This is a genomic window from Paludibacterium flexuosum, assembly GCF_037076605.1.
Classification (GTDB): Bacteria; Pseudomonadota; Gammaproteobacteria; order Burkholderiales; family Chromobacteriaceae; genus Paludibacterium.
In genome coordinates this window covers 1,586,570-1,611,026 of the sequence record NZ_AP029060.1, presented here as the reverse complement: position 1 = coordinate 1,611,026, position 24,457 = coordinate 1,586,570, and the positions used below count along the sequence as shown (strand labels likewise).

The 24,457-nt window shown below is 61.1% G+C and carries 22 protein-coding genes; 19 read left to right on the top strand and 3 right to left on the bottom strand.

The genetic code is table 11. The features are described from left to right. Positions 1-26: 26 nt before the first annotated feature. Positions 27-965, bottom strand: a complete 939-nt coding sequence (locus AACH39_RS07595) for a LysR family transcriptional regulator (protein WP_338621216.1) — start codon at positions 963-965, stop codon at positions 27-29. A 108-nt stretch (positions 966-1,073) separates the two neighbouring features. Here AACH39_RS07595 and aguB point away from each other — a divergent pair, with 108 nt between their 5' ends. From aguB to AACH39_RS07580, 3 genes are all read left to right on the top strand, one after another. Further along, complete coding sequence (gene aguB, locus AACH39_RS07590; protein ID WP_215781344.1) at positions 1,074-1,964, top strand: N-carbamoylputrescine amidase; 891 nt, start codon at positions 1,074-1,076, stop codon at positions 1,962-1,964. Between the two features lie 8 nt (positions 1,965-1,972). Next, positions 1,973-3,064, top strand: coding sequence for an agmatine deiminase (gene aguA, locus AACH39_RS07585; RefSeq protein WP_252346171.1), 1,092 nt, complete (start codon positions 1,973-1,975; stop codon positions 3,062-3,064). Between the two features lie 218 nt (positions 3,065-3,282). Continuing rightward, positions 3,283-4,527 (top strand): ammonium transporter, encoded by a 1,245-nt coding sequence (locus AACH39_RS07580; protein WP_215781346.1) that lies wholly within the window; start codon positions 3,283-3,285, stop codon positions 4,525-4,527. A 171-nt stretch (positions 4,528-4,698) separates the two neighbouring features. Here the strand turns inward: AACH39_RS07580 and aceA are convergent, their stop codons facing one another. Beyond that, positions 4,699-5,979: an isocitrate lyase gene (aceA, locus tag AACH39_RS07575; protein ID WP_215781348.1), complete on the bottom strand. Its 1,281-nt coding sequence runs from the start codon at positions 5,977-5,979 to the stop codon at positions 4,699-4,701. 470 nt (positions 5,980-6,449) lie between these two features. Here aceA and grpE point away from each other — a divergent pair, with 470 nt between their 5' ends. From grpE to mpl, 16 genes are all read left to right on the top strand, one after another. Further along, positions 6,450-6,983, top strand: coding sequence for a nucleotide exchange factor GrpE (grpE, locus tag AACH39_RS07570; RefSeq protein WP_215781351.1), 534 nt, complete (start codon positions 6,450-6,452; stop codon positions 6,981-6,983). 118 nt (positions 6,984-7,101) lie between these two features. Then, complete coding sequence (gene dnaK / locus AACH39_RS07565; RefSeq protein ID WP_215781354.1) at positions 7,102-9,018, top strand: molecular chaperone DnaK; 1,917 nt, start codon at positions 7,102-7,104, stop codon at positions 9,016-9,018. 67 nt (positions 9,019-9,085) lie between these two features. Continuing rightward, on the top strand, positions 9,086-10,216 hold the full coding sequence (dnaJ, locus tag AACH39_RS07560; RefSeq protein ID WP_215781356.1) for a molecular chaperone DnaJ: 1,131 nt from the start codon (positions 9,086-9,088) through the stop codon (positions 10,214-10,216). A gap of 167 nt (positions 10,217-10,383) precedes the next feature. Beyond that, positions 10,384-10,581 (top strand): hypothetical protein, encoded by a 198-nt coding sequence (locus AACH39_RS07555; RefSeq protein ID WP_215781358.1) that lies wholly within the window; start codon positions 10,384-10,386, stop codon positions 10,579-10,581. Further along, positions 10,578-11,582, top strand: a complete 1,005-nt coding sequence (hemB, locus tag AACH39_RS07550) for a porphobilinogen synthase (RefSeq protein ID WP_215781360.1) — start codon at positions 10,578-10,580, stop codon at positions 11,580-11,582. Before AACH39_RS07555 ends, hemB begins: the two co-directional genes overlap by 4 nt. A 131-nt stretch (positions 11,583-11,713) precedes the next feature. After that, positions 11,714-12,913 (top strand): glycine C-acetyltransferase, encoded by a 1,200-nt coding sequence (locus tag AACH39_RS07545; RefSeq protein ID WP_215781364.1) that lies wholly within the window; start codon positions 11,714-11,716, stop codon positions 12,911-12,913. Between the two features lie 79 nt (positions 12,914-12,992). Then, positions 12,993-14,018: an L-threonine 3-dehydrogenase gene (tdh, locus tag AACH39_RS07540; RefSeq protein WP_215781366.1), complete on the top strand. Its 1,026-nt coding sequence runs from the start codon at positions 12,993-12,995 to the stop codon at positions 14,016-14,018. Between the two features lie 198 nt (positions 14,019-14,216). After that, the gene (gene glyQ / locus AACH39_RS07535) at positions 14,217-15,113 is read left to right on the top strand and encodes a glycine--tRNA ligase subunit alpha (protein WP_215781368.1); all 897 of its coding nucleotides are present in this window, start codon (positions 14,217-14,219) and stop codon (positions 15,111-15,113) included. Then, a complete protein-coding gene (locus AACH39_RS07530) occupies positions 15,110-15,547 on the top strand; it encodes a surface-adhesin E family protein (protein ID WP_215781370.1) in 438 nt (145 codons plus the stop codon). The genes glyQ and AACH39_RS07530 overlap by 4 nt, the downstream gene beginning before the upstream one ends. Before the next feature lie 3 nt (positions 15,548-15,550). After that, positions 15,551-17,611 (top strand): glycine--tRNA ligase subunit beta, encoded by a 2,061-nt coding sequence (gene glyS / locus AACH39_RS07525; protein ID WP_338621215.1) that lies wholly within the window; start codon positions 15,551-15,553, stop codon positions 17,609-17,611. A gap of 62 nt (positions 17,612-17,673) precedes the next feature. Further along, positions 17,674-18,222: a D-glycero-beta-D-manno-heptose 1,7-bisphosphate 7-phosphatase gene (gene gmhB, locus AACH39_RS07520; protein WP_338621214.1), complete on the top strand. Its 549-nt coding sequence runs from the start codon at positions 17,674-17,676 to the stop codon at positions 18,220-18,222. 15 nt (positions 18,223-18,237) lie between these two features. Further along, a complete protein-coding gene (locus tag AACH39_RS07515; RefSeq protein ID WP_215781377.1) occupies positions 18,238-19,002 on the top strand; it encodes a lysophospholipid acyltransferase family protein in 765 nt (254 codons plus the stop codon). Then, positions 18,980-19,666 (top strand): SprT family zinc-dependent metalloprotease, encoded by a 687-nt coding sequence (locus tag AACH39_RS07510; protein ID WP_338621213.1) that lies wholly within the window; start codon positions 18,980-18,982, stop codon positions 19,664-19,666. Before AACH39_RS07515 ends, AACH39_RS07510 begins: the two co-directional genes overlap by 23 nt. 59 nt (positions 19,667-19,725) lie before the next feature. Beyond that, the gene (gene gloA / locus AACH39_RS07505) at positions 19,726-20,115 is read left to right on the top strand and encodes a lactoylglutathione lyase (RefSeq protein WP_215781381.1); all 390 of its coding nucleotides are present in this window, start codon (positions 19,726-19,728) and stop codon (positions 20,113-20,115) included. A gap of 71 nt (positions 20,116-20,186) precedes the next feature. Beyond that, positions 20,187-21,578, top strand: a complete 1,392-nt coding sequence (locus AACH39_RS07500; protein ID WP_338621212.1) for a sodium:proton antiporter — start codon at positions 20,187-20,189, stop codon at positions 21,576-21,578. Positions 21,579-21,693: 115 nt separating this feature from the next. Further along, a complete protein-coding gene (mpl, locus tag AACH39_RS07495) occupies positions 21,694-23,079 on the top strand; it encodes a UDP-N-acetylmuramate:L-alanyl-gamma-D-glutamyl-meso-diaminopimelate ligase (RefSeq protein ID WP_215781386.1) in 1,386 nt (461 codons plus the stop codon). Between the two features lie 66 nt (positions 23,080-23,145). Here mpl and AACH39_RS07490 read toward each other — a convergent pair whose 3' ends face one another. After that, positions 23,146-24,402 (bottom strand): amino acid permease, encoded by a 1,257-nt coding sequence (locus tag AACH39_RS07490; RefSeq protein WP_215781388.1) that lies wholly within the window; start codon positions 24,400-24,402, stop codon positions 23,146-23,148. Between the last annotated feature and the right edge of the window lie 55 nt (positions 24,403-24,457).

Genomic DNA, 24,457 nt, shown 5'->3' with positions numbered 1-24,457 from the left:
AACTGCGGGCCGCTTGTTCTGGTGTTTCAGCTTGCACCGTGAAAAGCGGCGGGTGCCGGCTGCTGGATCAACTGGCGCATCAAGTTTCGCAGCCAGCACAGCCCGGGTTGCTTGTCCTGCACCGGGTGCCAGACACAGTTCAAGTGATACACCGGGAAATCCTGTGGCAGCTCGACCATTCGCAGCGGCCAGAAGCCGGCCATCATGGCCGCCACCCGCTGCGGCAGGATGAACAGATGATCGGTGTGGCTGACAATCGCCGCCGCAGACATATAACTCTGACTTTGCACCGAAATGCGCCGCTGCAGGCCGCGCTCGGCCAGGTAGTCGTCCAGGGGCGAGCCGCGGTGTCCGAGGGGGGAATGAAACACATGTGGCAGTTCGATGCTCTGTGCCAGCGTCAGGGTATCGCCGACACGAGCATGCTGCTGGCTGACCAGTCCGCTCAGCGGTTCGGTCAGCCAGGTCTCACGGCACAGATAGCCCGGGATCGCCATGTACTCGTCAAACCCCAGCAGTAGGTCGATCTCCCCATTCGCCAGCGCGCTCTCCGGAATCTCTTCGCGCAGGATCTGGATATCCAGATGGATGCCGGGGGCCTCTTCAGCCAGCCGCTGGACCAGCGGGGGGATCAGAACACACTCGACATAGTCGGTCGTGCTGATGGTGAAGCGGCGCTGCGAGGTGCGCGGGTCAAAGGCCTCCGGCTGGTTCAGATGGTTTTCCAGCAGGCTCAGCACCTGATGCACCCCCCGCTGCAGATAGAGTGCGCGTTCGGTGGGCTGCATGCCCTGTGGTGTGCGGACCAGCAACGGGTCGTTGAAGAAATCGCGCAGCCGGTTGAGCGAGTGGCTCATGGCGGGCTGGCTGACAAACAGTTTCTCTGCGGCTCGGGTGACACTGCGCAGACTGATCAGGGCATCCAGCGCCAGCAGCAGATTCAGATCCAGTTGGTGCAGTTTCATTTATTCACCTCATTGATGGTGCCATCTATATTATTCATTTGATGAATGATTTGACGCTCCCTAGACTGGCGCTGTCAATGATTCATTCAGTGAAAGCGAGAGAGCATCATGGTCAAGATGGTGACGGTGGCCGCAACACAAATGGCTTGCAGCTGGGATAGCAGTGCCAATATCGCCAATGCGGAAAAACTGGTGCGGCAGGCTGCTGCGCAGGGCGCGCAGGTCATCCTGCTGCAAGAATTGTTCGAAGCGCCGTACTTTTGCATCGAACAGAACCCCGAACATTTCGCGCTGGCCAGCACGGTCGGCGAAAGCCGGATCGTGGCCCATTTCAGCCAGCTGGCACGCGAACTGCAAGTGGTGCTGCCGATCAGCTGGTTCGAACGCTGCCACAATGCCTACTACAATTCGCTGGTGGTCATCGATGCCGACGGCAAGGTGCTGGATACCTATCGCAAGACCCACATTCCCAATGGCCCGGCCTATCAGGAAAAGCAGTACTTCACCCCGGGTGACAGCGGTTTCAAGGTGTGGGATACCCGCTATGCCCGGATCGGTGTCGGCATCTGCTGGGATCAGTGGTTCCCGGAAACCGCACGCACGCTGGCACTGATGGGCGCCGAGCTGATCTTCTTCCCGACCGCCATCGGCAGCGAGCCGGATTATCCGGAGATCGACAGCCAGCCGCACTGGACCCGTGTCCAGCAAGGTCATGCCGGTGCCAATCTGACGCCGGTGATTGCTTCCAACCGCATTGGTACCGAGGCCAGCGTGCTGCATCCGGATTATCAAATGACCTTCTACGGTTCGTCCTTCATTGCCGACGAGACCGGTGAACTGGTCAAGCAGGCCGACAAAACGAGCGAATGTGTGCTGGTACATACCTTCGATCTGGATGCCATCAGAAAGCGCCGTGTGGCCTGGGGTGTGTTCCGCGATCGCCGACCGCAGATGTACGATGTGCTGAAAACATCCGATGGTGTTCACCAGGCAGAGTGAGGTCAACCATGAGTCATCATGTCATGAACAGTGTGCCGCAGCAGGATGGGTTTGCCATGCCTGCCGAATGGGCACCCCAGCAGGCCGTCTGGATGATCTGGCCGCAGCGCCCGGATAACTGGCGCGAGCAGGGCGTCCCGGCACAGCGGACCTTCGCGGCCATTGCCGCCGCCATCGCGGCCTCTACCCCGGTGTTCATGGGGGTGCCGTCGCGCTGCATGCAGGCCGCCCGCGCGGTGATGCCGGCAGCCGTGACGCTGGTCGAGATGGAAAGCGATGATTGCTGGATGCGCGATACCGGTCCGACGATGGTGGTGAATGCCGGCGGCGATCTGCGCGGCGTGGACTGGCAGTTTAATGCCTGGGGCGGGCTGAACGGCGGTTTGTATCATCCCTGGGACCAGGACAGCGATGTTGCCGGCAAGGTGCTGGCGCAGCATGGCTTCGCCGGCTATCAGGCGCCGCTGGTGCTGGAGGGTGGTTCGATTCACGTCGACGGTGAAGGCACCCTGCTGACCACGGCGGAGTGCCTGTTGCATCCCAACCGCAACCCGCATCTCGATCAGCCGCAGATCGAGGCCCTGCTGAGCCAGTACCTCGGCGTCAGCCACTTCATCTGGCTGCCGGAGGGGGTCTTCATGGATGAGACTGACGGCCACATCGACAATATGTGCTGCTTTGCCCGGCCGGGTGAGGTGATCCTGCACTGGGTGGAGGATCCGGAAGATCCGCAGTATGCCCGGTCGCAAGCCGCGTATGCGGTACTGAGCAAGGCGGTCGATGCCAAAGGACGCCGGATCAGGGTGCACAAGATGATTGCTCCGGGGCCGCTGTACTACACGCCGCAGGAAGTGGCCGGTGTCGAGACGGGAGATGCCGTACCCCGGCTGGCAGGGGAGAGAATGGCCGCCTCCTATGTCAACTTCCTGATCAGCAATGGCCAGGTCATCTTCCCTCTGCTGGATGAGCGTACCGATGCCCAGGCTGCCAGCCAGCTGCAGGGGATTTTCCCCGACTACCGTATCGTCGGCGTCCCCGCCCGCGAGGTGCTGCTCGGCGGTGGCAACATCCACTGCATCACTCAGCAAATCCCTGCCTGAGTCCTTGCTTGCTGACGCGCCGTGTCCTTTTGGCCACGGCGCGTTTTTATTTGTGCGTCGGTTACCGACAGGATTGCGTCGTGAACCGGACACGTCATCAACAACATCACGATCTTGTGATCTTCACTTGATCTATTGCAACGAGTGTAGCGCGGAGCAGGCGCACGATGCAGCCACAATAAGAAATACCCATTTTTGTACTAATAGGAAATCGTTACATGACTACCCCAATCATGCCGATTAACGTCGGAAATACTGGCTTTATGCTATTGTGTTCCAGCCTGGTGATGCTGATGACACCGGGTTTGGCTTTCTTCTATGGTGGTCTGGTCGGCCGCAAGAACGTGCTGACCATCATGGCCCAGAGTTTCATGTCACTGGGCTGGACCACGGTGCTGTGGTTTGCCTTCGGTTACTCGATGTGCTTCGGTCCGACCTGGCACGGCATCATCGGTGACCCCACCTACTATGCCTTCATGCGCGGCGTGACGCTGCACACCATGTTTGCCGGCAACGATGCCGGTATTCCACTGATCGTGCATGTGGCCTATCAGATGATGTTCGCCATCATCACCCCGGCACTGATCACCGGTGCTTTTGCCAACCGCGTGACGGTCAAAGCCTACTTCCTGTTCCTGACCGCCTGGCTGATCTTCGTCTACTTCCCGTTCGTCCACATGGTGTGGAGCCCGAACGGCCTGCTGGCGCAGTGGGGCGTACTCGACTTCGCCGGTGGTATCGTGGTGCATAACACCGCTGGCTTCGCCGCCCTGGCCTCGATTCTCTATGTCGGTCGCCGTGCCTACGTGGAAAACAAGCCGCACAATGTGCCGCTGATCGCCCTGGGTACCGGTCTGCTGTGGTTTGGCTGGTATGGCTTCAACGCCGGTTCCGAGCTGAAGGTTGACTATGTCACCTGCTCGGCCTTCCTGAATACCGACGTGGCGGCCTCCTTTGCCGGCACCACCTGGTTCTTCCTCGAGTGGTCGCACTCCAAGCAGCCCAAGCTGATCGGTCTGCTGACCGGTGCCGTCGCCGGTCTGGCCACGGTCACGCCGGCCGCCGGTTACATCTCGCTGGGTTCCGCTGCACTCATCGGTGTGATCGCCGCTGTAGTCTGCTACCTGGCCGTGATGGTGAAGAATCGTTTGGGCTGGGATGATGCGCTCGACGTCTGGGGCGTACACGGTGTGGGCGGTCTGCTGGGCACCATCCTGCTGGGCGTGTTTGCCGACAAGGCCTGGAATGCGGCCGGCGCCAATGGTCTGCTGTCGGGCGATGCTTCCTTCCTGTGGAAGCAGATCGTTGCCGCCGTGGTTTCCGGTGTCTGGGCCTTTGTCTTCACCTACGGCATGTTGTGGGTGATCGACCGCTTTACCGCCGTCAAGGTGGATCCGAAGACCCAGGAAACCGGTCTGGATGCTGCCCTGCACGGTGAAGAGGCTTATACCCAGGGTCTGTGATCCGGGGCCTCATGCCTGCTCAATATTGAAAGCCGCGACGCAGGTCGCGGCTTCTTTTTTGCCTGCAGCGCAGCACAGAAAAAAAGCCCTCCCAGTGAGAGGCTTCTTTTTTGCCTGCCACAAAGAAAAACCGCCCCGGTGCGGGGCGGCGAGTGAGACGGTCTGCGAAGCTCAGTGGAACTGCTCTTCTTCGGTCGAGCCGGTCAGGGCGGTGGTCGAAGACTGGCCACCCTGAATGGTCTGGGTCACGGCGTCGAAGTAGCCGGTACCGACTTCGCGCTGGTGCTTGACGGCAGTGAAGCCCTTTTCGGCCGCAGCGAATTCGTTCTGCTGCAGTTCGACGAAGGCCGTCATCTGCTGGCGGGCATAACCGTAAGCCAGGTTGAACATCGAGTAGTTCAGGCTGTGGAAGCCGGCCAGGGTGATGAACTGGAACTTGTAACCCATGGCGCCGAGTTCCTTCTGGAATTTGGCGATGGTGGCATCGTCCAGGTTCTTCTTCCAGTTGAAGGACGGCGAGCAGTTGTAGGCCAGCAGCTTGCCCGGGAACTTGGCATGGATCGCTTCGGCGAACTTGCGCGCGTACTCCAGATCCGGCTTGCCGGTCTCACACCAGATCAGATCGGCGTACGGCGCGTAGGCCAGACCGCGCGAAATGGCTTGTTCCAGACCCGGCTTGGTGCGATAGAAGCCTTCCACGGTGCGCTCACCAGTGCAGAACGGACGGTCGCGCTCATCCACATCCGAGGTCAGCAGGTCGGCGGCTTCGGCATCGGTACGGGCGACCAGAATGGTCGGCACACCGTAGATGTCGGCGGCCAGACGGGCTGCGATCAGCTTTTCAACTGCTTCGCGGCTCGGTACCAGCACCTTGCCACCCATGTGACCACACTTCTTCACCGAGGCGAGCTGGTCTTCGAAGTGCACGCCGGCGGCACCGGCTTCGATCATGCTCTTCATCAGTTCGTGGGCGTTCAGCACGCCACCGAAACCGGCTTCGGCATCGGCCACGATCGGGGCGAAGAAGTCGATCTCGTCATTGCCTTCGGCATGATGCAGCTGGTCGGCACGCTGGAAGGTGTTGTTGATGCGCTTGACCACGGCCGGGACGGAATTGGCCGGGTACAGCGACTGGTCCGGGTACATTTCGCTGCCAAGGTTGGCATCGGCAGCGACTTGCCAGCCGGACAGATAGATGGCCTTCAGGCCAGCCTTGACCTGCTGCATGGCCTGGTTGCCGGTCAGCGCGCCCAGGGCATTGACGAACGGCTCTTCGTTGATCAGTTTCCACAGCTTTTCGGCACCACGGCGTGCCAGGGTATGTTCGATCTGCACAGTGCCGCGCAGGCGTTCCACATCGGCGGCGCTGTAACCGCGGGTGATGCCCTTCCAGCGCGGATTCTCGTCCCAGTCTTTCTGAATGGCGGCAATGCGTTGTTCGCGAGTAGTCATACGTTACCCTTCATCGATAGGTTTCTTCCAAGTCGCCAGGCGACTTTCCTCGTGGAGGCCACCGGCAGGGGATGCTTGACTTCGGTGGCAAAGCAGTCCGGGTTCGCCGGGGCCGTTCTCTCTTTGTGGCGCCCCGCTGCGATGGGGGAGGGGCGCTGTAAACGTCATATGACGCTTTTGTTGTGGAGCCATTTAAGCATAAATAATCTGTTTTGTGTGCGGCGCAGCACAAAAAAATCTTTTGTTTTCAATTACTAACAAAATTGTCCGAAAACGAAACCTGATTGGGCTATTTATTTTGCATTTCCGAACGAGCGAGGCCAAAAGCGCACATGGGCGTGGTTGCGACGCAAAATTCACTTTCCATGGAGATTTTGCAGAATTCGTCATCGACCTCTTGAATTCGCCGCCAAAGACCCTACTTTGCTCAGAGTTAACATTTGTCACAGCCGTGCCATTGAGGACCCACCATGCAGGAAAAACCGGAAAACGTCAGCGCAGAAGCCGCTGATGCCGTCGAATCGACGGAAACGCATACTGACATCATCAGTGAAGCCACGGCCGAAGAGCGCATTGGGGTGCTGGAGGCCGAGCTGGCGCAGGTCAAGGATCAGTATCTGCGCAGCAAGGCCGATATGGAGAACCTGCGCCGCCGCCATCAGGAAGAGCTGGCCAGTGCGCACAAGTACGCCATCAACAAGTTCGCCATGGAGCTGCTGAGCGTCAAGGACAGCCTGGAAATGGCACTGGCCGACCAAAGCGGCCAGTTCGACAACCTCAAGTTCGGTGTCGACCTGACCCTGAAGCAGCTGGCCGGTGCCTTTGAAAAAGTGCAGATCGAAGAGATCAATCCGCTGGGCCAGCCGCTCGACCCGCACAAGCACCAGGCCATCAGCAGCGAAGATGCGGAAGCCGAGACCAATACCGTCGTGCGCGTGATGCAAAAGGGCTATGCCATTGCAGATCGTCTGCTGCGACCGGCCATGGTGGTGGTGGCAAAGTAAGACACTGAATCTGCTGGCAAAGCCCTCTTGAAAAAGCCGGACTTCGCCACGACTTGCAAAACATGATCAAGGAAGCCGCTGAATCCACGCGGTTTCACAGAGCAAAGGAATAATGAATATGGGCAAAATCATTGGTATTGACCTCGGCACCACCAACTCCTGTGTCGCCGTGGTAGAAAACGGTAATCCGAAAGTGGTCGAAAACGCCGAAGGCAACCGCACCACGCCGTCGATCATCGCCTACATGGAAGATGGTGAAATCCTGGTCGGTGCCCCGGCCAAGCGTCAGGCCGTCACCAACCCGAAGAACACCCTGTACGCCATCAAGCGCCTGATCGGCCGCCGCTTCGAAGACAAGGAAGTCCAGAAGGACATCGACCTGATGCCTTTCCAGATCACCAAGGCCAAGAACGGTGATGCCTGGGTCAATGTGCGCGACAACGAACTGGCACCGCCGCAAATCTCCGCCGAAGTGCTGCGCAAGATGAAGAAGGCTGCCGAAGACTATCTGGGCGAAGAAGTGACCGAAGCGGTGATCACCGTACCGGCCTACTTCAACGACAGCCAGCGCCAGGCCACCAAGGACGCCGGCCGCATCGCCGGTCTGGAAGTCAAGCGCATCATCAACGAGCCGACCGCCGCCGCACTGGCCTTCGGTCTGGCCAAGCAGGAAGGCGACCGCAAGATTGCCGTCTATGACCTGGGTGGCGGTACCTTCGACATCTCGATCATCGAAATCGCCGATGTGGATGGCGAGCACCAGTTCGAAGTACTGTCGACCAACGGTGACACCTTCCTGGGCGGCGAAGACTTCGACCAGCGCCTGATTGACTACATCATCGCCGAGTTCAAGCGCGACCAGGGCGTGGACCTGAAGCAGGACGTGATGGCGCTGCAACGCCTGAAGGAAGCCGCCGAAAAGGCCAAGATCGAGCTGTCCTCCAGCCAGCAGACCGAAGTCAATCTGCCGTACATCACCATGGATGCCACCGGTCCGAAGCACCTGGCGATGAAGATCACCCGTGCCAAGTTCGAATCGCTGGTGGAAGACCTGATCGAGCGTTCGATCGAACCTTGCCGCGTGGCCCTGAAGGATGCCGGCCTGTCGATCAACGAGATCAGCGACGTGATCCTGGTCGGCGGTCAGACCCGGATGCCCAAGGTCCTGGACAAGGTCAAGGAATTCTTCGGCAAGGAACCGCGCCGTGACGTGAACCCGGACGAAGCCGTGGCCGTCGGTGCCGCGATCCAGGGTTCGGTGCTGTCCGGTGAGCGCAAGGACGTGCTGCTGCTCGACGTGACCCCGCTGTCGCTGGGTATCGAGACCATGGGCAGCATCATGACCAAGCTGATCCAGAAGAACACCACGATCCCGACCAAGGCCACCCAGACCTTCTCGACCGCGGAAGATAACCAGACTGCCGTGACCATTCACGTGCTGCAGGGTGAGCGCGAACGCGCTTCCGCCAACAAGAGCCTGGGTCAGTTCAACCTGTCGGACATCCCGCCGGCACCGCGCGGCATGCCGCAGATCGAAGTGACCTTCGACATCGACGCCAACGGCATTCTGCATGTCAGCGCCAAGGACAAGGCGACCGGCAAGCAGGCCAACATCACCATCCAGGCTTCCAGCGGTCTGTCCGAAGCGGAAATCCAGGCCATGGTGAAGGATGCCGAAGCCAATGCCGAAGAAGACCGCAAGCTGCATGAGCTGGTCACCGCCCGCAACCAGGGCGAATCGCTGGTTCACTCGGTGAAGAAGTCGCTGGTTGATTTCGGCGACAAGGTCTCCGCCGAAGAAAAGAGTGCCATCGAGGCGGCCATCAAGGAAGCCGAAGAAGTGCTCAAGGGCGAGGACAAGGAAGCCATCGATGCCAAGGTCGAAGCACTGATGAAGGTGTCGCACAAGCTGGCCGAGCAAATGTATGCTGCCCAGGCCGGTGAGGGCGAGCAGCCGTCTGCCGCGGCAGCGGGTGCCAAGGACGAAGGCAATGTGGTCGATGCCGAGTTCGAAGAAGTCAAAGACAAGAAGTAAGCGTAGTCTATCGTTCCACTGAAAACACAAAGCTCCCGCACGGGGGCTTTGTGCAATGGTCAAGCACATGTCAAAACGAGATTACTACGACGTACTGGGCGTGAATCGCGATGCCTCCGACGAGGACATCAAGAAAGCCTATCGCAAACTGGCGATGAAGTACCACCCGGACCGCAACCCGGACAGCAAGGAAGCCGAAGACAAGTTCAAGCAGGTGAAGGAAGCCTACGAGATCCTGTCTGACAGCCAGAAGCGTGCCGCCTATGACCAGTTCGGCCATGCCGGCGTGGATCAGAATGCCGGTGCCGGTGGCTTCCGTGGCGGCCAGGGTTTTGGTGACTTCTCCGACGCCTTCTCGGATATCTTCGGCGATATCTTCGGTGGCGGACGTGCCGGTGGCGGTCGTTCCCAGGTGTTCCGTGGCGCAGACCTGCGCTACAACATGGAGATCACCCTGGAAGAAGCCGCTCGCGGTTGCGAGCGGCAGATCCGCATCCCGGCGCACGAACACTGCGATACCTGCCATGGCTCCGGCGCCAAGCCGGGCACCCAGCCCAAGACCTGCGCCACCTGCGGCGGCCATGGTCAGGTGCGGATGAGCCAGGGCTTCTTCTCGGTGCAGCAGACCTGCCCGACCTGCCATGGCAGCGGCAAGCAGATCACCGACCCGTGTCCCAAGTGCCACGGTGCCGGTCAGGTCAAGACCACCAAGACGCTCAACGTCAAGATTCCGGCCGGCGTGGATGAGGGGGACCGCATCCGTCTGGCAGGCGAGGGCGAGCCGGGCGAAAACGGCGGACCGAACGGCGACCTGTATGTGGTGACCCACATCAAGCCGCACCAGGTCTTCCAGCGCGAAGGCATGGATCTGCATTGCGAAATGCCGATCAGCTTTGCCACGGCCGCCCTGGGCGGTGAGGTCGAAATTCCGACGCTGGACGGTATGGCCAAGGTCAAGATCAGCGCCGAAACCCAGAGCGGCAAGGTCTATCGCCTGCGCGGCAAGGGTATCAAGGCCGTGCGTGGCAATACCTATGGCGACCTGATGTGCCATGTGGTGGTGGAAACCCCGGTCAACCTGAACGAACGCCAGAAAGAACTGCTGCGCGAGTTCGAAGAGCTCAGCCAGAACGACGACACCGTGCATAATCCGCGCGCCAAGTCGTTTATGGACAAGCTGAAAGACTTCTTCGCCTGAGCGTCGGCCTTGTCGACAGCCAAACGGCCCCTGCCTTGCAAGGGCCGTTTTTGTTTGCGGACGTGATCGCCTTTATCTGCCAGCTTTTTGACCTATATCGGCCAAAACTGATGCGCATCATGTCAATCGGCGTACAATAGCCTTGTCATTATTTAAGCCATGGAATAATGAATCTGCTGCATGCCACCTGGTTCTGGGTTCTGATCATCGCCGGACCGATCGCCACCGTCGCGGGCATCCTCGCGCGGCTGGCGCGTCTTGAGCCGCCGCCACAGATCCCCGGCCGGATGGCCGTACCTCCTGCGGATGGCGCCGATGAAGCCCCTTCGCCTTCCCCTCATTCTCCAGAAAAAGACCAGAAATGATTTTTGCCAATCGCGATTTTCCTTTTGCGCGCATGCGTCGCATGCGCCGTGATGATTTCTCCCGCCGCCTGATGCGCGAAAACGTGCTGACGGCCAACGATCTGATCTACCCGGTATTCGTGCTGGAAGGCGAAAAGCGCAGCCAGCCGGTGGTCTCGATGCCGGGCGTCGAGCGCCAGAGCCTGGATCTGCTGCTGCATACCGCAGAAGAAATGCTCGAGCTGGGCATTCCGCTGATTTCGCTGTTCCCGGTGATCGAAGGTGGCAAGAGCAATCAGGCGGAAGAGGCTTATAACGACGAGGGACTGGTACCGACCGTGGTGCGCGCCCTGAAGGCCCGCTTCCCCGAACTGGGGGTCATGACCGATCTGGCGCTCGATCCCTACACCATCCACGGTCAGGATGGCGTGATCGACGACAATGGCTATGTGCTCAATGACGAGACGGTGGAAATCCTCATCAAGCAGGGGCTGTGCCATGCGGCGGCCGGCGTTGATGTCCTCGGCCCGTCCGACATGATGGACGGTCGCATCGGCTACCTGCGTGAAGAGCTGGAAGGCCACGGCCACATTCACACCAAGATTCTGGCTTACTCGGCCAAGTACGCCTCCAGCTTCTACGGTCCGTTCCGCGATGCCGTGGGATCGAGCGGCAATCTGGGCAAGGGCAACAAATACACCTACCAGATGGACCCGGCCAACAGCGACGAAGCCCTGCAGGAAGTGGCGATGGATCTGCAGGAAGGTGCCGACATGGTGATGATCAAGCCGGGCATGCCTTATCTGGATGTGATCCGCCGCGTCAAGGATACCTTCGGCGTGCCGACCTATGCTTATCAGGTCTCCGGTGAATACGCCATGCTCAAGGCGGCTTTTGCCAACGGCTGGCTGAACGAAGAAGCCTGCATGATGGAGAGTCTGCTGGCCTTCAAGCGCGCCGGTGCGGACGGTATCCTGACGTATTTCGCCATGGATGCCGCGCGTCTGCTCAAGCGCGGCTAAAAAAGAGAACAGCATTTTATGCGGCACAGTGGCAGCCTATTGCGGCCGGCAACGGTCCAACTCCATCGCGCAGCAACAAGCGCGAGTGAGCGGCCACGTGCCTTTTTTCCCTCAAATCATGAGTCAATGCCATGAACCACACCTATCTCGCCCATTTGGATGCAACCCTGGCGCAAATCCGCGCTGACGGGTTCGAAAAGCCGGAACGCGTGATTGCCACACCGCAAGGGCCTGACGTTGCCCTGGGCAACGGCAAGCACGTGCTGAACTTCTGCGCCAACAACTATCTTGGCCTGGCCGATGACCCGCGCCTGATCGAGGCAGCCAAGGCCGGTCTGGACAAGTACGGCTACGGCTGTGCCTCGGTACGCTTTATCTGCGGTACCCAACAGGTACACAAGGATCTGGAAGCCGCCATCTCGCGCTTTCTCAAGACCGACGACACCATCCTCTATTCCAGCTGCTTCGACGCCAATGGCGGCGTGTTCGAAACCCTGCTGGGCGAAGAGGATGCGGTCATCTCCGACGAACTGAACCATGCGTCGATCATCGATGGCGTGCGCCTGTGCAAGGCCAAGCGCTATCGCTACAAGAACAACGACATGAGCGATCTGGAAACCCAGCTCAAGGCCGCCGACGAAGCCGGGGCCCGTTTCAAGCTGGTGGTGACCGATGGGGTGTTCTCCATGGACGGCATCATCGCCGACCTCAAGTCGCTGTGCGAAGTGGCTGACCGCTATGGTGCCCTGGTGATGGTCGATGACTCGCATGCCGTCGGCTTCATCGGCGAGACCGGCGCCGGCACGCCGGAACTGTGCGGCGTTGCCGATCGCATCGACATTTACACCGGCACCCTGGGCAAGGCCCTGGGGGGCGCCTCCGGTGGCTATGTGTCCGGCCGCAAGGCGATTGTCGAGCTGCTGCGCCAGCGCTCGCGCCCCTATCTGTTCTCCAATAGCCTGGCACCGGCCATCACCGCCGCCAGCCTCAAGGTGCTGGAAATCATTGAGCAGGATGGTGCCAAACTGCGTGCCAATCTCAAGCGCAATGCCGAACTGTTCCGCCAGAAAATGACTGCTGCCGGCTTTACCCTGGTACCGGGCCAGCATCCGATCATTCCGGTCATGCTGGGCGATGCCCGCCTGGCGGGTGAAATGGCTGCCGCCCTGCTGTCGGAAGGGGTGTACGTCATTGGCTTCTCCTTCCCGGTTGTGCCCAAGGGCAAGGCACGCATCCGTACGCAAATGTCGGCCGCCCACACACCGGAACAGGTCGAGCACACGGTCAATGCCTTCATCCGTGTCGGCCGCGAACTGGGCGTGATCGCCTGATGCAGGGACCGGGGAAGGGGGTCTTCCCCGGGCAATGAACACAACCGGCGCGGCTCGATCCGCGCCAGGGAGAGAAAAAATGAAAGCGTTGGCAAAACTCAAGTCTGAACGCGGTCTGTGGCTGACCGACGTGCAAAAACCCGAAGTCGGTCATAACGACCTGCTGATCAAGATCGTCAAGACCGCCATCTGCGGCACCGACATCCATATCTACAACTGGGACGAGTGGGCACAAAAGACCATCCCGGTACCGATGCATGTCGGCCACGAATATGTCGGTGTGGTCGCCGGCATGGGCTCGGAGGTGAAGGGCTTCGAAATTGGTGACCGCGTCTCCGGCGAAGGCCACATCACCTGTGGCTATTGCCGTAACTGCCGTGCCGGTCGTCGCCACCTGTGCCGCAATACCGTCGGCGTGGGCGTCAACCGCGAAGGCGCCTTTGCCGAATACCTGGTCATCCCGGCTTTCAACGCCTTCAAGCTGCCGCCGGACATCACGGACGATCTGGCCTCGATCTTCGACCCGTTCGGCAATGCCGTGCATACCGCCCTGTCGTTCAATCTGGTCGGTGAAGACGTCCTGATTACCGGTGCCGGTCCGATCGGCATCATGGCCGTGGCCATTGCCAAACATGTCGGCGCCCGCCATGTGGTGATCACCGACGTCAATGAATATCGCCTGGAACTGGCGCGCAAGATGGGCGCCAGCCGCGCCGTCAATGTGGCCAAGGAAGACCTGCGCGAGGTGATGGGCGAGCTGCATATGTGCGAAGGCTTCGATGTGGGTCTGGAAATGTCCGGCAACCCGCAGGCCTTCCGCCAGATGCTGGAAACCATGAACCATGGCGGCAAGATTGCGCTGCTGGGCATTCCGCCGGCCAATACCGCCATCGACTGGAACCAGGTGATCTTCAAGGGTCTGGAAATCAAGGGCATCTATGGTCGGGAAATGTTCGAGACCTGGTACAAGATGGTGGCGCTGATCCAGTCGGGTCTGGATATCACCCCGATCATCACCCACCACTACAAGATCGATGATTTCCAGCAAGGCTTCGACGCCATGCTGTCCGGCCAGTCCGGCAAGGTGATCCTCGACTGGGCATAAGTCCGTCCTTGGTGTCTGCCAGCCCCTGCCTGCTTCGTCAGGCAGGGGCTTTTTGCTGGTTTGCCTGTCTGGTCCGGCAAAATGGCGCAGAACAGCGCCGAAAGGCGTCGATTCACCACAAGGCAGTGGGCATTGCTTTCCCAGCGCGTGACTAAACGGTAGAATCGACGTTTAATTTTCTCTTTGCTGAACGGCGTTATGCTTACTTTTCAGGAAATTATCCTTACGCTGCAGAACTACTGGAACCGCCAGGGGTGTGCACTGCTGCAGCCTTACGATATGGAAATGGGCGCGGGTACCTCGCATACCGCGACCTTCCTGCGCTCGATCGGGCCCGAGCCGTGGAATGCGGCCTACGTGCAACCGTCGCGCCGTCCGAAAGATGGCCGTTATGGCGAAAACCCCAACCGCCTGCAGCATTACTACCAGTTCCAGGTGGTGCTGAAGCCGTCGCCGTCCAATATCCAGGAGCTGTACCTGGGCTCGCTGCGCGAGCTGGGCATCGACCCGACCATCCATGACATCCGTTTTGTCGAGGATGACTGGGAAAACCCGACCCTGGGCGCCTGGGGCCTGGGCTGGGAAGTCTGGCTCAACGGCATGGAAGTGACGCAGTTCACCTACTTCCAGCAGGTTGGCGGTCTGGATTGTCGTCCGGTGCTGGGGGAAATCACCTATGGCCTGGAGCGTCTGGCGATGTACCTGCAGGGCGTGGAAAACGTCTACGACCTCACCTGGACCGTCTACCCGAACGGTCAGAAGGTCAGCTACGGCGACGTATTCCATCAGAACGAAGTCGAGCAGTCGCGCTACAACTTCGAGCACTCCAACGTGCCGTTCCTGTTCGAGCAGTTCAACCACTTCGAGAGCGAGGCCAAACGTCTGCTGGACGCCGGCCTGCCGCTGCCGGGCTACGAGATGATCCTCAAGGCCGCGCACAACTTCAACCTGCTGGATGCCCGTGGCGCCATCTCGGTGACCGAACGCGCCGCCTATATCGGCCGCATTCGTGCGCTGGCACGTCAGGTGGCACAAGCCTACTACGACTCGCGTGAAGCCCTGGGCTTCCCGATGTGTCCGAAGGATGCCGGATGAAACACGCTCTCTGGCTGACCCTGTGCCTCGCTGCCAGCGCCATGCCGGCAGCGGCCGAACGCATTGCCGACTGGCAGGTGTATCAGCGCGGCAGCGCGCTGGAACTGTCGCTCGACCGCAATTCGATCTGGCAGGAGCCGGATGGCCTGGCGCACTTCGTCAACCAGGAGCGCTTCACCCAGCGTCAGCACGACAAGAACTATCAGGTCGATTACTGGATTCGCCGCACCACCGGTTATGTCGACTGCAAGAAGTACCAGTATGTGCTGGTGAGCACCGACTTTTATACCGACACCAACCGGCATGTCTGGTCGACCATGTATCCGCTGCCCCGTTATGCCTGGAAATGGCTTCCGGTCTACCAGGACACCCTGGCGGCAGCGATGATCGACCTGGTGTGCAGCAACCCTGCCTCTCGCAAGAAACCCGAATAAGCCATGAACGCTACCCTGTTGATCGAACTCCTCACCGAGGAATTGCCGCCCAAGGCTCTGCCCAGGCTGGCGGCCAGCTTTGCTGACACCATCAGCGAAGAACTGAAGAAAATGCAGTTTGTTGCTGCCGATGCAGCGGCCACCGTCTATGCCAGCCCGCGCCGTCTGGCGGTCACCTTGCCGCAAGTGCTGCCGGTTCAGCCGGAGCAGCATATCGTGCGCAAGGGCCCGGCCGTATCGGCCGGCATGAAGAATGGTGCCCCGACCCCGGCGCTGGTCGGCTTTGCCCGCTCCTGCGGTGTCGAGGTCGCCGACCTGACCACGCTGCATGACGGCAAGCAGGATGTCTATGCCTTCCAGACCGTCAAGGCCGGCCAGGCACTGAGCGAGGTGCTGTCGGCCATCGTGGCCACGGCGCTGAAGAAGCTGCCGGCGCCCAAACTGATGCGCTGGGGCGACTCCGAGCACCAGTTCGTGCGCCCGGTGCATGGCCTGGTCATGCTGCATGGCGCCGACGTCATTGACGGCGAAGTACTGGGGCTGAAGAGCGGTCGCGAGACCCTGGGGCACCGCTTCCTGTGCAGCGGTCCGGTCAGCCTGCCGGATGCCGATACCTATGCCCGGGTGATGTTCGAGCGTGGCCGTGTGGTGGCCAGCTTTGATTCGCGCCGCGAGCTGATTCACCATCGCCTGACAGAGGCTGCCGCCCAGCAGGGCGCCACCATCGCTGCCGACGAGTCGCTGTTTGACGAAGTGGCGGCGCTGGTCGAGTGGCCGGTGGTGCTGGAAGCCGGCTTCGATGCCGACTTCCTCAAGGTGCCGCAAGAGTGTCTGATTCTGACCATGCAGCAGAACCAGAAGTATTTCCCGCTGCTGGACGCCACCGGCAAGCTGAAGAACCGCTTCCTGCTGGTCTCCAACCTCGAGGCACGCGACCCCACGGCCATCATTGGCGGTAACGAGCGCGTGCTGCGTGCCCGCCTGTCCGACGCCAAGTTCTTCTTCGAGCAGGACCAGAAGGTGCGGCTGGAGTCGCGCCTGTCGCGTCTGGCCGACGTGGTCTATCACAACAAGATCGGCAGCCAGTGGCAGCGCGTCGAGCGCCTGCAGCTGATTGCCGGCGGCATTGCCGGCCGCCTGGGCGCCGATGCCGCGCTGGCGGAACGTGCCGCACAGCTGGCCAAGGCCGACCTGGTGTCCGACATGGTCGGCGAGTTCCCCGAACTGCAGGGCATCATGGGGATGTACTACGCCGAAATCGACGGCGAGCACCCGGAAGTCGCCGCTGCCATCGAGGGGCATTACCATCCGCGCTTCGCCGGTGACAGCCTGCCGCAAAGCCCGGTGGCCACTGCCGTGGCGCTGGCCGACAAGCTGGAAACCCTGGTCGGTATCTGGGGGATCGGCCTGATCCCGTCCGGCGACAAGGATCCGTTCGCCCTGCGCCGTGCCGCCCTGGGCGTGCTGCGCATGTTGCTGGCCAACCCGCTCGACCTGCGCGACCTGCTGCAGCTGACCGCCGGTGCCTTCGCCCCCGGTCTGCTGTCGCCGTCCGTGGTTGAAGAGGTGTTCGGCTTCTGCCAGGACCGCCTGAAGAACTATCTGGTGGCCGAGTATCAGGGCGATGAAGTCGAGGCCGTGCTGGCACTGGCGCCGTCGGCCATCCACGAGGTGCCGGCTGTCCTGGCGGCCGTGGCCCAGTTCAAGCGTCTGCCTGCCGCCGCCACCCTGGCCGCGGCCAACAAGCGCGTGAAGAACCTGCTGAAGAAAACCAGCGGCGAAGAGGGCCGGATCGATGTCGCGCTGTTCCAGCACGATGCGGAGAAGTCCCTGTTTGCCGCCCTGGAGGCGCTGTCGCCGACGGTCGAGGCCCAGTTTGCCGCACATGACTTTGCCGCCGCGCTGGCCGCCCTGTCGAGCCTGAAGGAGCCGGTGGACGCCTTCTTCGATGGCGTCATGGTCATGGCGGAAGACCTGGCTGTGCGTGCCAACCGCCTGGCGCTGCTGGCCCGTCTGTCTGCGCTGTTCAACCGCGTGGCCGACATCTCGCTGCTGGCCGAGTAAGTCTTCGCCAGTCACTCTGCCGGGGCGCCCAGCGCCCCGGTTTTTGCCATCTGGAGGTAAGCATGAAACTGGTGATTCTCGACCGTGATGGCGTCATCAACGAAGATCGTGACGACTTCGTCAAGACGCCGGCCGAATGGGTACCGATTACCGACAGCCTGGAGGCGATTGCCAATCTGACCCAGGCAGGATGGCGTGTCGTCGTCGCCACCAACCAGTCGGGTCTCGGTCGCGGCCTGTTCGACATGCATGCCCTCAATGCCATGCACGAGAAAATGCACCGTCTGGTCAATCAGGCGGGCGGGCGCATCGATGCCGTGGTGTTCTGCCCGCATACCAACAACGACCAGTGCAAGTGCCGCAAGCCCGAGCCGGGCATGGTGCTGGAAATTACCGAGCGTTTCCATGTCCGTCCGGAAGAGACGCCGATGATCGGCGACAGCCTGCGTGACCTGCAGGCCATCGACGCCGCCGGCGGTCAGCCCATCCTGGTCAAGACCGGAAAGGGGCACAAGACCCTGGCCAATGGTGGCCTGCCGGAACACACCAAGGTCTTCGACAACCTCTATGATGCGGCCGAATACCTGATTCATTCCCCCGATTACCAATAAGCACAAAGGGCCCCGATGCAGCTCTGGATCCGCAACCTTCTCTATTGGGTGGTGCTGGCGATCACCACCACCCTGTTTTTCCTGTTCCTGCTCTTGCTGGCACCGCTGCCGCGCCGTCGGCGTCATTTCCTTGGTGTGGCCTGGACCAAGGTATTGATGTGGATGCTGGAAAACGTGATCGGCCTGAAGTATCAGGTCATCGGTCGCGAGCATATTCCGGACACGCCCTCGATTATTTGCGCCAAGCACCAGTCCGGCTGGGAGACGCTGTCGCTGCAGACCATCTTTCCGTACCAGATCTACGTCGCCAAGCGCGAACTGCTGTGGATTCCGATCTTCGGCTGGGGACTGGCTCTGATGAACGCCATCATGATCAACCGCTCCGATCGTGCCCGCGCCAATCAGCAGATCCTCGAGCAGGGCCGTGAACGACTCTCGCATGGCTTCTGGATCACCGTGTTTCCGGAAGGGACGCGGGTCAAGCCGGGGGTACGCGGCAAGTACAAGCTGGGAGCCGCACGCATGGCGATCGATCTGCAGATTCCGCTGGTGCCGGTGGCGCATAATGCCGGCGAATTCTGGCCGCGCAATTCCTTCCTGAAATATCCGGGGATGATTACCCTGGTCATCGGGCCGGCGATTGTCCCGGCGCCCGGCAAGCATGCCGAAGACCTGATGGCCGAGGCCGCCGACTGGATCGAAGCCCGTCAGCAGGAAATCGGGGGCGTGGGCCCCTGCGCCGGCCGTGCCAAGCAACATGCCGACACTCGCGCTGCCTGAGGGGATTGACGCCGAGGTTGTGGTGACGCGCCGGGTGCGCAAAACCATCGGGATACGCATTGCGGACGGTCGCATCGAATTGGCGGCCCATCCGCGCGTCCCCCTGGCGACACTGCAACGGGTTTTGGATGACAAACGCGACTGGATTCGCGCCCACTGGCAGCGGCAGCAAGCTGTTCACGTGCGGCGCAGTGCGCCGCCCGGGCAACTGCTGCTGCAGGGGAGGGTGCTCTCGTTGCAGCACGATCCCCGTGGCCCCGCCACGGTCAGGCAGGAGGGCGACACGCTGTGGGTCGGTGGCCAGCCGTCGGCGGTGCGCGAGCAGGTAGCGCATTTCCTGTTTTGCCAGGCGGCCGAGCAGTTTCCGCGCCAGTGGCGCCGACTGGCACCTCTGGCGGCACGCGAGCCAGGTCCCTTGCTGCTGAGCTCTGCACGTACCCGCTGGGGCTCCTGCCATCAGGATGGGCGGATACGGCTCAACTGGCGCCTGATCCAGGCCCCCGCTGACATTCTGGACTATGTGATTGCCCATGAATTGGCCCATCTGCGCCACATGAATCATTCACCGGCCTTCTGGCAGGAAACCGGGCGGCTGTTTCCGGCATGGCGCGAAGCACGCAGCTGGCTGCGCCAGCATGGTGAGCAGTTGTTTGATTTCGGATAAATATGCTGCCCGTGCCGGGTGAAACCGGTGGAAAATTGTCATTGAAAGGAGAATTTCAGATGAGAATGTTGCATACCATGCTGCGCGTGGGGAACCTTGAGCGCTCTTTGGCTTTCTATCAAGAGGTGCTCGGAATGCGCCTTCTGCGTCGTCAGGATTTTCCGGAGGGAAAATTCACCCTGGCCTTCGTCGGTTACGGTGACGAAGCCGCGCATACGGTGCTGGAGCTGACCCATAACTGGGATACCAGCAGCTACGAGCTGGGCAATGCCTACGGGCACATTGCCATCGAAGTCGATGATGCCGCTGCCGCCTGTGAGGCAGTGCGCGCCAAGGGTGGACGGGTCGTTCGCGAGGCCGGGCCGATGAAGCATGGCACCACGGTGATTGCCTTCGTCGAAGACCCGGATGGCTACAAGATCGAATTCATCCAGAAGGGCAGCCGTTAAGCCTCCGCACCCGGCCAGGTGCCGGAGACTTCCTGCCTGCCGGACAAACCAGAAAGTGTAGGGAGTCTACCATGCAACAAAAACTGCTGGCCGGTCTGCTGTTCCTTGTGCCGGTGGCCGCGCAGGCCGCCGGCCTGGATGGGGCAGGACTGAGCCTGCTGTGGGGTGTGCCGTTCGCCGCCATCCTGCTGTCCATCGCGCTGTTTCCCATCGTGGCAGAGGCGTTCTGGCATCACCATTTCGGCAAGATCGTCGCCTTCTTCACGGCGGTCTTCCTCTTGCCTTTCCTGTCCTGGTTCGGCATGCCGGCCACGCTGGAACTGGTGGCCCATGCGCTGCTGACCGAGTATTTCCCCTTCCTGATCTTGCTGCTGACGCTTTATACCCTGTCGGGCGGCATTCTGCTGACCGGCCGCCTGCACGCCACACCGGGGCTCAATACCCGCATTCTCGGCCTCGGTGCGCTGCTTGCCCCGGTGATGGGGACCACCGGGGCCGCCATGCTGCTGATCCGTCCGCTGCTGCGCGCCAACAAGGGGCGCCAGCACAAGGTGCATGTGGTGGTGTTCTTCATTTTCCTGGTGGCCAATATCGGCGGTGGCCTGACGCCGCTGGGCGATCCGCCGCTGTTTCTGGGTTTCCTCAACGGCGTGACCTTCCGCTGGACTTTCTGGCACATGCTGGCACCGGTGCTGCTGGCCGTTGCCGTCCTGTTGCTGGTGTTCTACTGCCTCGACCGCTACTACTTCAGCAAGGAAAAGCCACAGGCTCCCCATGCGCCGGATGCGCCACTGCGGCTCTCCGGCCGCCTGAATCTGCTGCTGCTGATGCTGGCGATCGCCGCGGTGCTGATGTCCGGGGTGTGGAAGCCTCATGTCGAGCTGACGCTGTCGGGGGTGCATCTGCAACTGCAGGATCTGGTGCGTGACGGCTTGCTGCTGGTACTGACGGCGCTGTCGCTCTGGCTGACGCCGCGCTCGGTGCGTGCCGGCAACGAGTTCAACTGGCATCCGATCGCCGAGGTCGCCAAGCTGTTCATCGGCATTTTCATCACCATCGCCCCGGTGATTGCCATGCTGCGTGCCGGCGAGGCCGGTCCGCTGGCCAGTCTGGCGCGTCTGGTGACCGACCCGTCCGGACAACCGCTTGATCCGGCCTACTTCTGGGTGACCGGCCTGCTGTCCAGCTTCCTGGATAATGCCCCGACCTATCTGGTGTTCTTCAACATGGCTTCCGGTGATGCGCACACCATGATGGGCAGTCTGTCCTCGACTTTGCAGGCCATTTCCATGGGGGCCGTGTTCATGGGGGCCATGACCTACATCGGTAACGCGCCCAACTTCATGGTCAAGAGCATCGCCACGCATCACCACGTCAAGATGCCGAGTTTCTTCGGCTATCTCGGCTGGTCATGCGTTTTCCTGCTGCCCCTGTTTGTGTTGCTGTCGCTGGTCTTTTTCTGATTCCGGGCGGAGCGTGTTCGCCGTTGTTCATGACGGCAGACACGCCCCGCAACCCTTGAGAGCCCCGCCATTCGCGCGTAAGCTACCGGCTTTGATTTCTTTAGTAGTTCATCTTATGCATATTCACATTCTCGGTATCTGTGGCACCTTCATGGGGGGGGTGGCTGCCCTGGCGCGCGAGGCCGGTCACAAGGTCACTGGTTGCGATGCCAACGTCTATCCGCCGATGAGCACGCAGCTGGAAGCCATGGGCATCGATCTGATCCAGGGCTTTGGTGCCGAGCAGGCGGATATCGGGGCCGACATATTCGTGGTGGGCAATGTGGTCACCCGTGGCAAGCCGCTGATGGAGGAGATCCTCAACCGCGGTCTGCCGTATTGCTCCGGGCCGCAGTGGCTGGCCGAGAATGTATTGCACGAGCGCTGGGTCCTGGCGGTAGCCGGCACCCATGGCAAGACCACCACCAGCTCGATGCTGGCCTGGATTCTGGAAGAGGCGGGCCTGGCCCCGGGCTTCCTGATTGGCGGCATTCCGCAGAACTTCGGCGTGTCGGCGCGCCTGCCCGGTCATCCTGTGCAGGATCCGGACAGTCTGAGTCCCTTCTTCGTCATCGAGGCCGATGAGTACGATACCGCCTTCTTCGACAAGCGCTCCAAGTTCGTCCACTACCGTCCGCGCACCGCCATCCTCAACAACCTCGAGTACGACCACGCCGACATCTTTGCCGATCTGGCGGCCATCGAGACCCAGTTCCATCATCTGGTGCGTACCATTCCGGGACAGGGGCGCATTGTGGTCAATGGTCGGGAGGACAGCCTGCAGCGCGTGCTGGATCGTGGCTGCTGGACGCCGGTCGAGTGGTTCGGCAAGGCGGCATCGGGCTGGCAGATCGACGCCGCCGATGACAACGGTCATTTCGATGTCTTGCTGGACGGTGAGAAGCAGGGGCGGGTCTGCTGGACGCTGCTGGGCGAGCATAACCAGCTCAATGCCCTGGCGGCCATGGCCGCAGCACGCCATGTCGGTGTTGCCGTACCGGTGGCCATCGAGGCGCTGACGCGCTTCCAGAACGTCAAGCGTCGTATGGAGATCCGCGGTGTGGCCCGGGAGGTGACGGTTTACGATGACTTCGCGCATCATCCGACCGCCATTGCCACCACGCTGGAAGGGCTGCGGCGCAAGGTCGGCAAGGCGCGCATCCTGGCCGTACTCGAACCGCGCTCCAATACCATGAAACTGGGCACGATGAAGGCCCAGCTGCCGGGGGCGCTGACTGATGCCGATCTGGTGTTCTGCTCTGCGGTGAATCTGGGCTGGGATCCGGCCGAGGCCCTGGCTCCGCTGGGGGCGCGTGCCTGCACCTATGATGATTTCCAGCAATTGCTGGCCGCGGTGCTGAACGAAGCCCGTCCGGGTGATCACGTGCTGGTGATGAGCAACGGTGGCTTCAATGGCATTCATCAGAAGTTGCTGGATGGACTGAACGCCCGCGCCGACTGATGTTTGTCAGCAAAACGCCCGTTGCTGCCTGTGCAGCAACGGGCGTTTTGCATTTCCTCCCGGCGTTTACAGTCGCGTGCCCAGCCAGTAGCTCACCATCACCAGCAGTCCCGCCAGCAGTACCAGCACGCTGGCGCGTTCGCGGTAGATCGCCAGTCTCGGTACCCGGCGGAACACGTACACCGGCATCACATAGCACACCAGGGCAATGATCGGTGCCGCGATCATGCCAATCAGGGTCAGGATCGACGGGTCGCTCAGGGCAAATGCCCACAGCGGCAGCGCCACCAGCAAGGTGGTAATCCACTCCAGCGGGTGGTGCCCTTCCGGATGATGTTGGTGTCGTTTCCATTGCCCCATCAGGCCGATCAGTCCGCTGCGCGCGCCGAGAAAGGCGGCGAAGTACGAGTGCAGGATGGTGGCAAAAGCCAAAAGCGGCAGGGCAAACTGTAACAGGTGCGGTTTGACATGCAGCGACATCAGGGTCAGCGCGTCGATATTGTGTTGCAGGGCATAGCTCAGGTCTTGCGGCTGGATCGCCATGACGCAGGAGAAGGCGAAGAACAGGACGAAGACCAGCAGCATCAGGCTGCTCCAGTAGACGGCGCGATCGCTGCGCCGCATGGCAACGCGGGCGTCCGGGTAGTGCCGGCGATAGGAAGCGGCCAGCATGGCGCAGACGGCGGAAAAGTCCATGCTGAAAAACAGGACGGGCACGATCAGCAACAAATGCTTGCCCAGCGACCAGGCATCCGGCATGGCGGTCAGCATACTGCTGTGCCAGCCGGGGATCAGATAGATCGACAGGAACAGCAGGGCGGCAATCAGCGGGAAAGCGATGGTCGAGGTGATGCGCAGGATGGCCTGTTCGCCCGCCGTGAGCATCACCGCCGACAGGCCAAGGGCGATCAGCAGGCAGAGAATCGGGCGTGGAATGGCCTCCAGCCCCAGCTGGAATTCGATATAGGTGGCGGCGATATTGATCATGCCGGTGGCAAAGGCCACCACCAGTGCCAGATAGAAGGCCAGGTACAGCAGGCTGACCGCCAGGCCGGCCGCCGGGCCGAGGTCCTCCTCCACGACCTGTGGCAGCTCGCAGGGCTGCTTGTGGGTGACCACCAGATGGGTCAGGGTGCGGTGCGACAGCCAGACCACCGGAAAACTCACGCAGGCCAGGATCAGGATCGGCCAAATGCCGCCCAGTCCGGCCTGGACGGGCAAATAAAGAATGCCGGCACCGACGGCGGTACCAAACAGGGTCAGCACCCACTCGACATCGTGTTGGGTCGTGCCGGCGTGTATTCCTGGTTGTTGATTCATCATGCTTTCTGTTTGTCAGGATCGAGGCTTCCCACCCCGGCCGGGGCAGGAAGCCTGA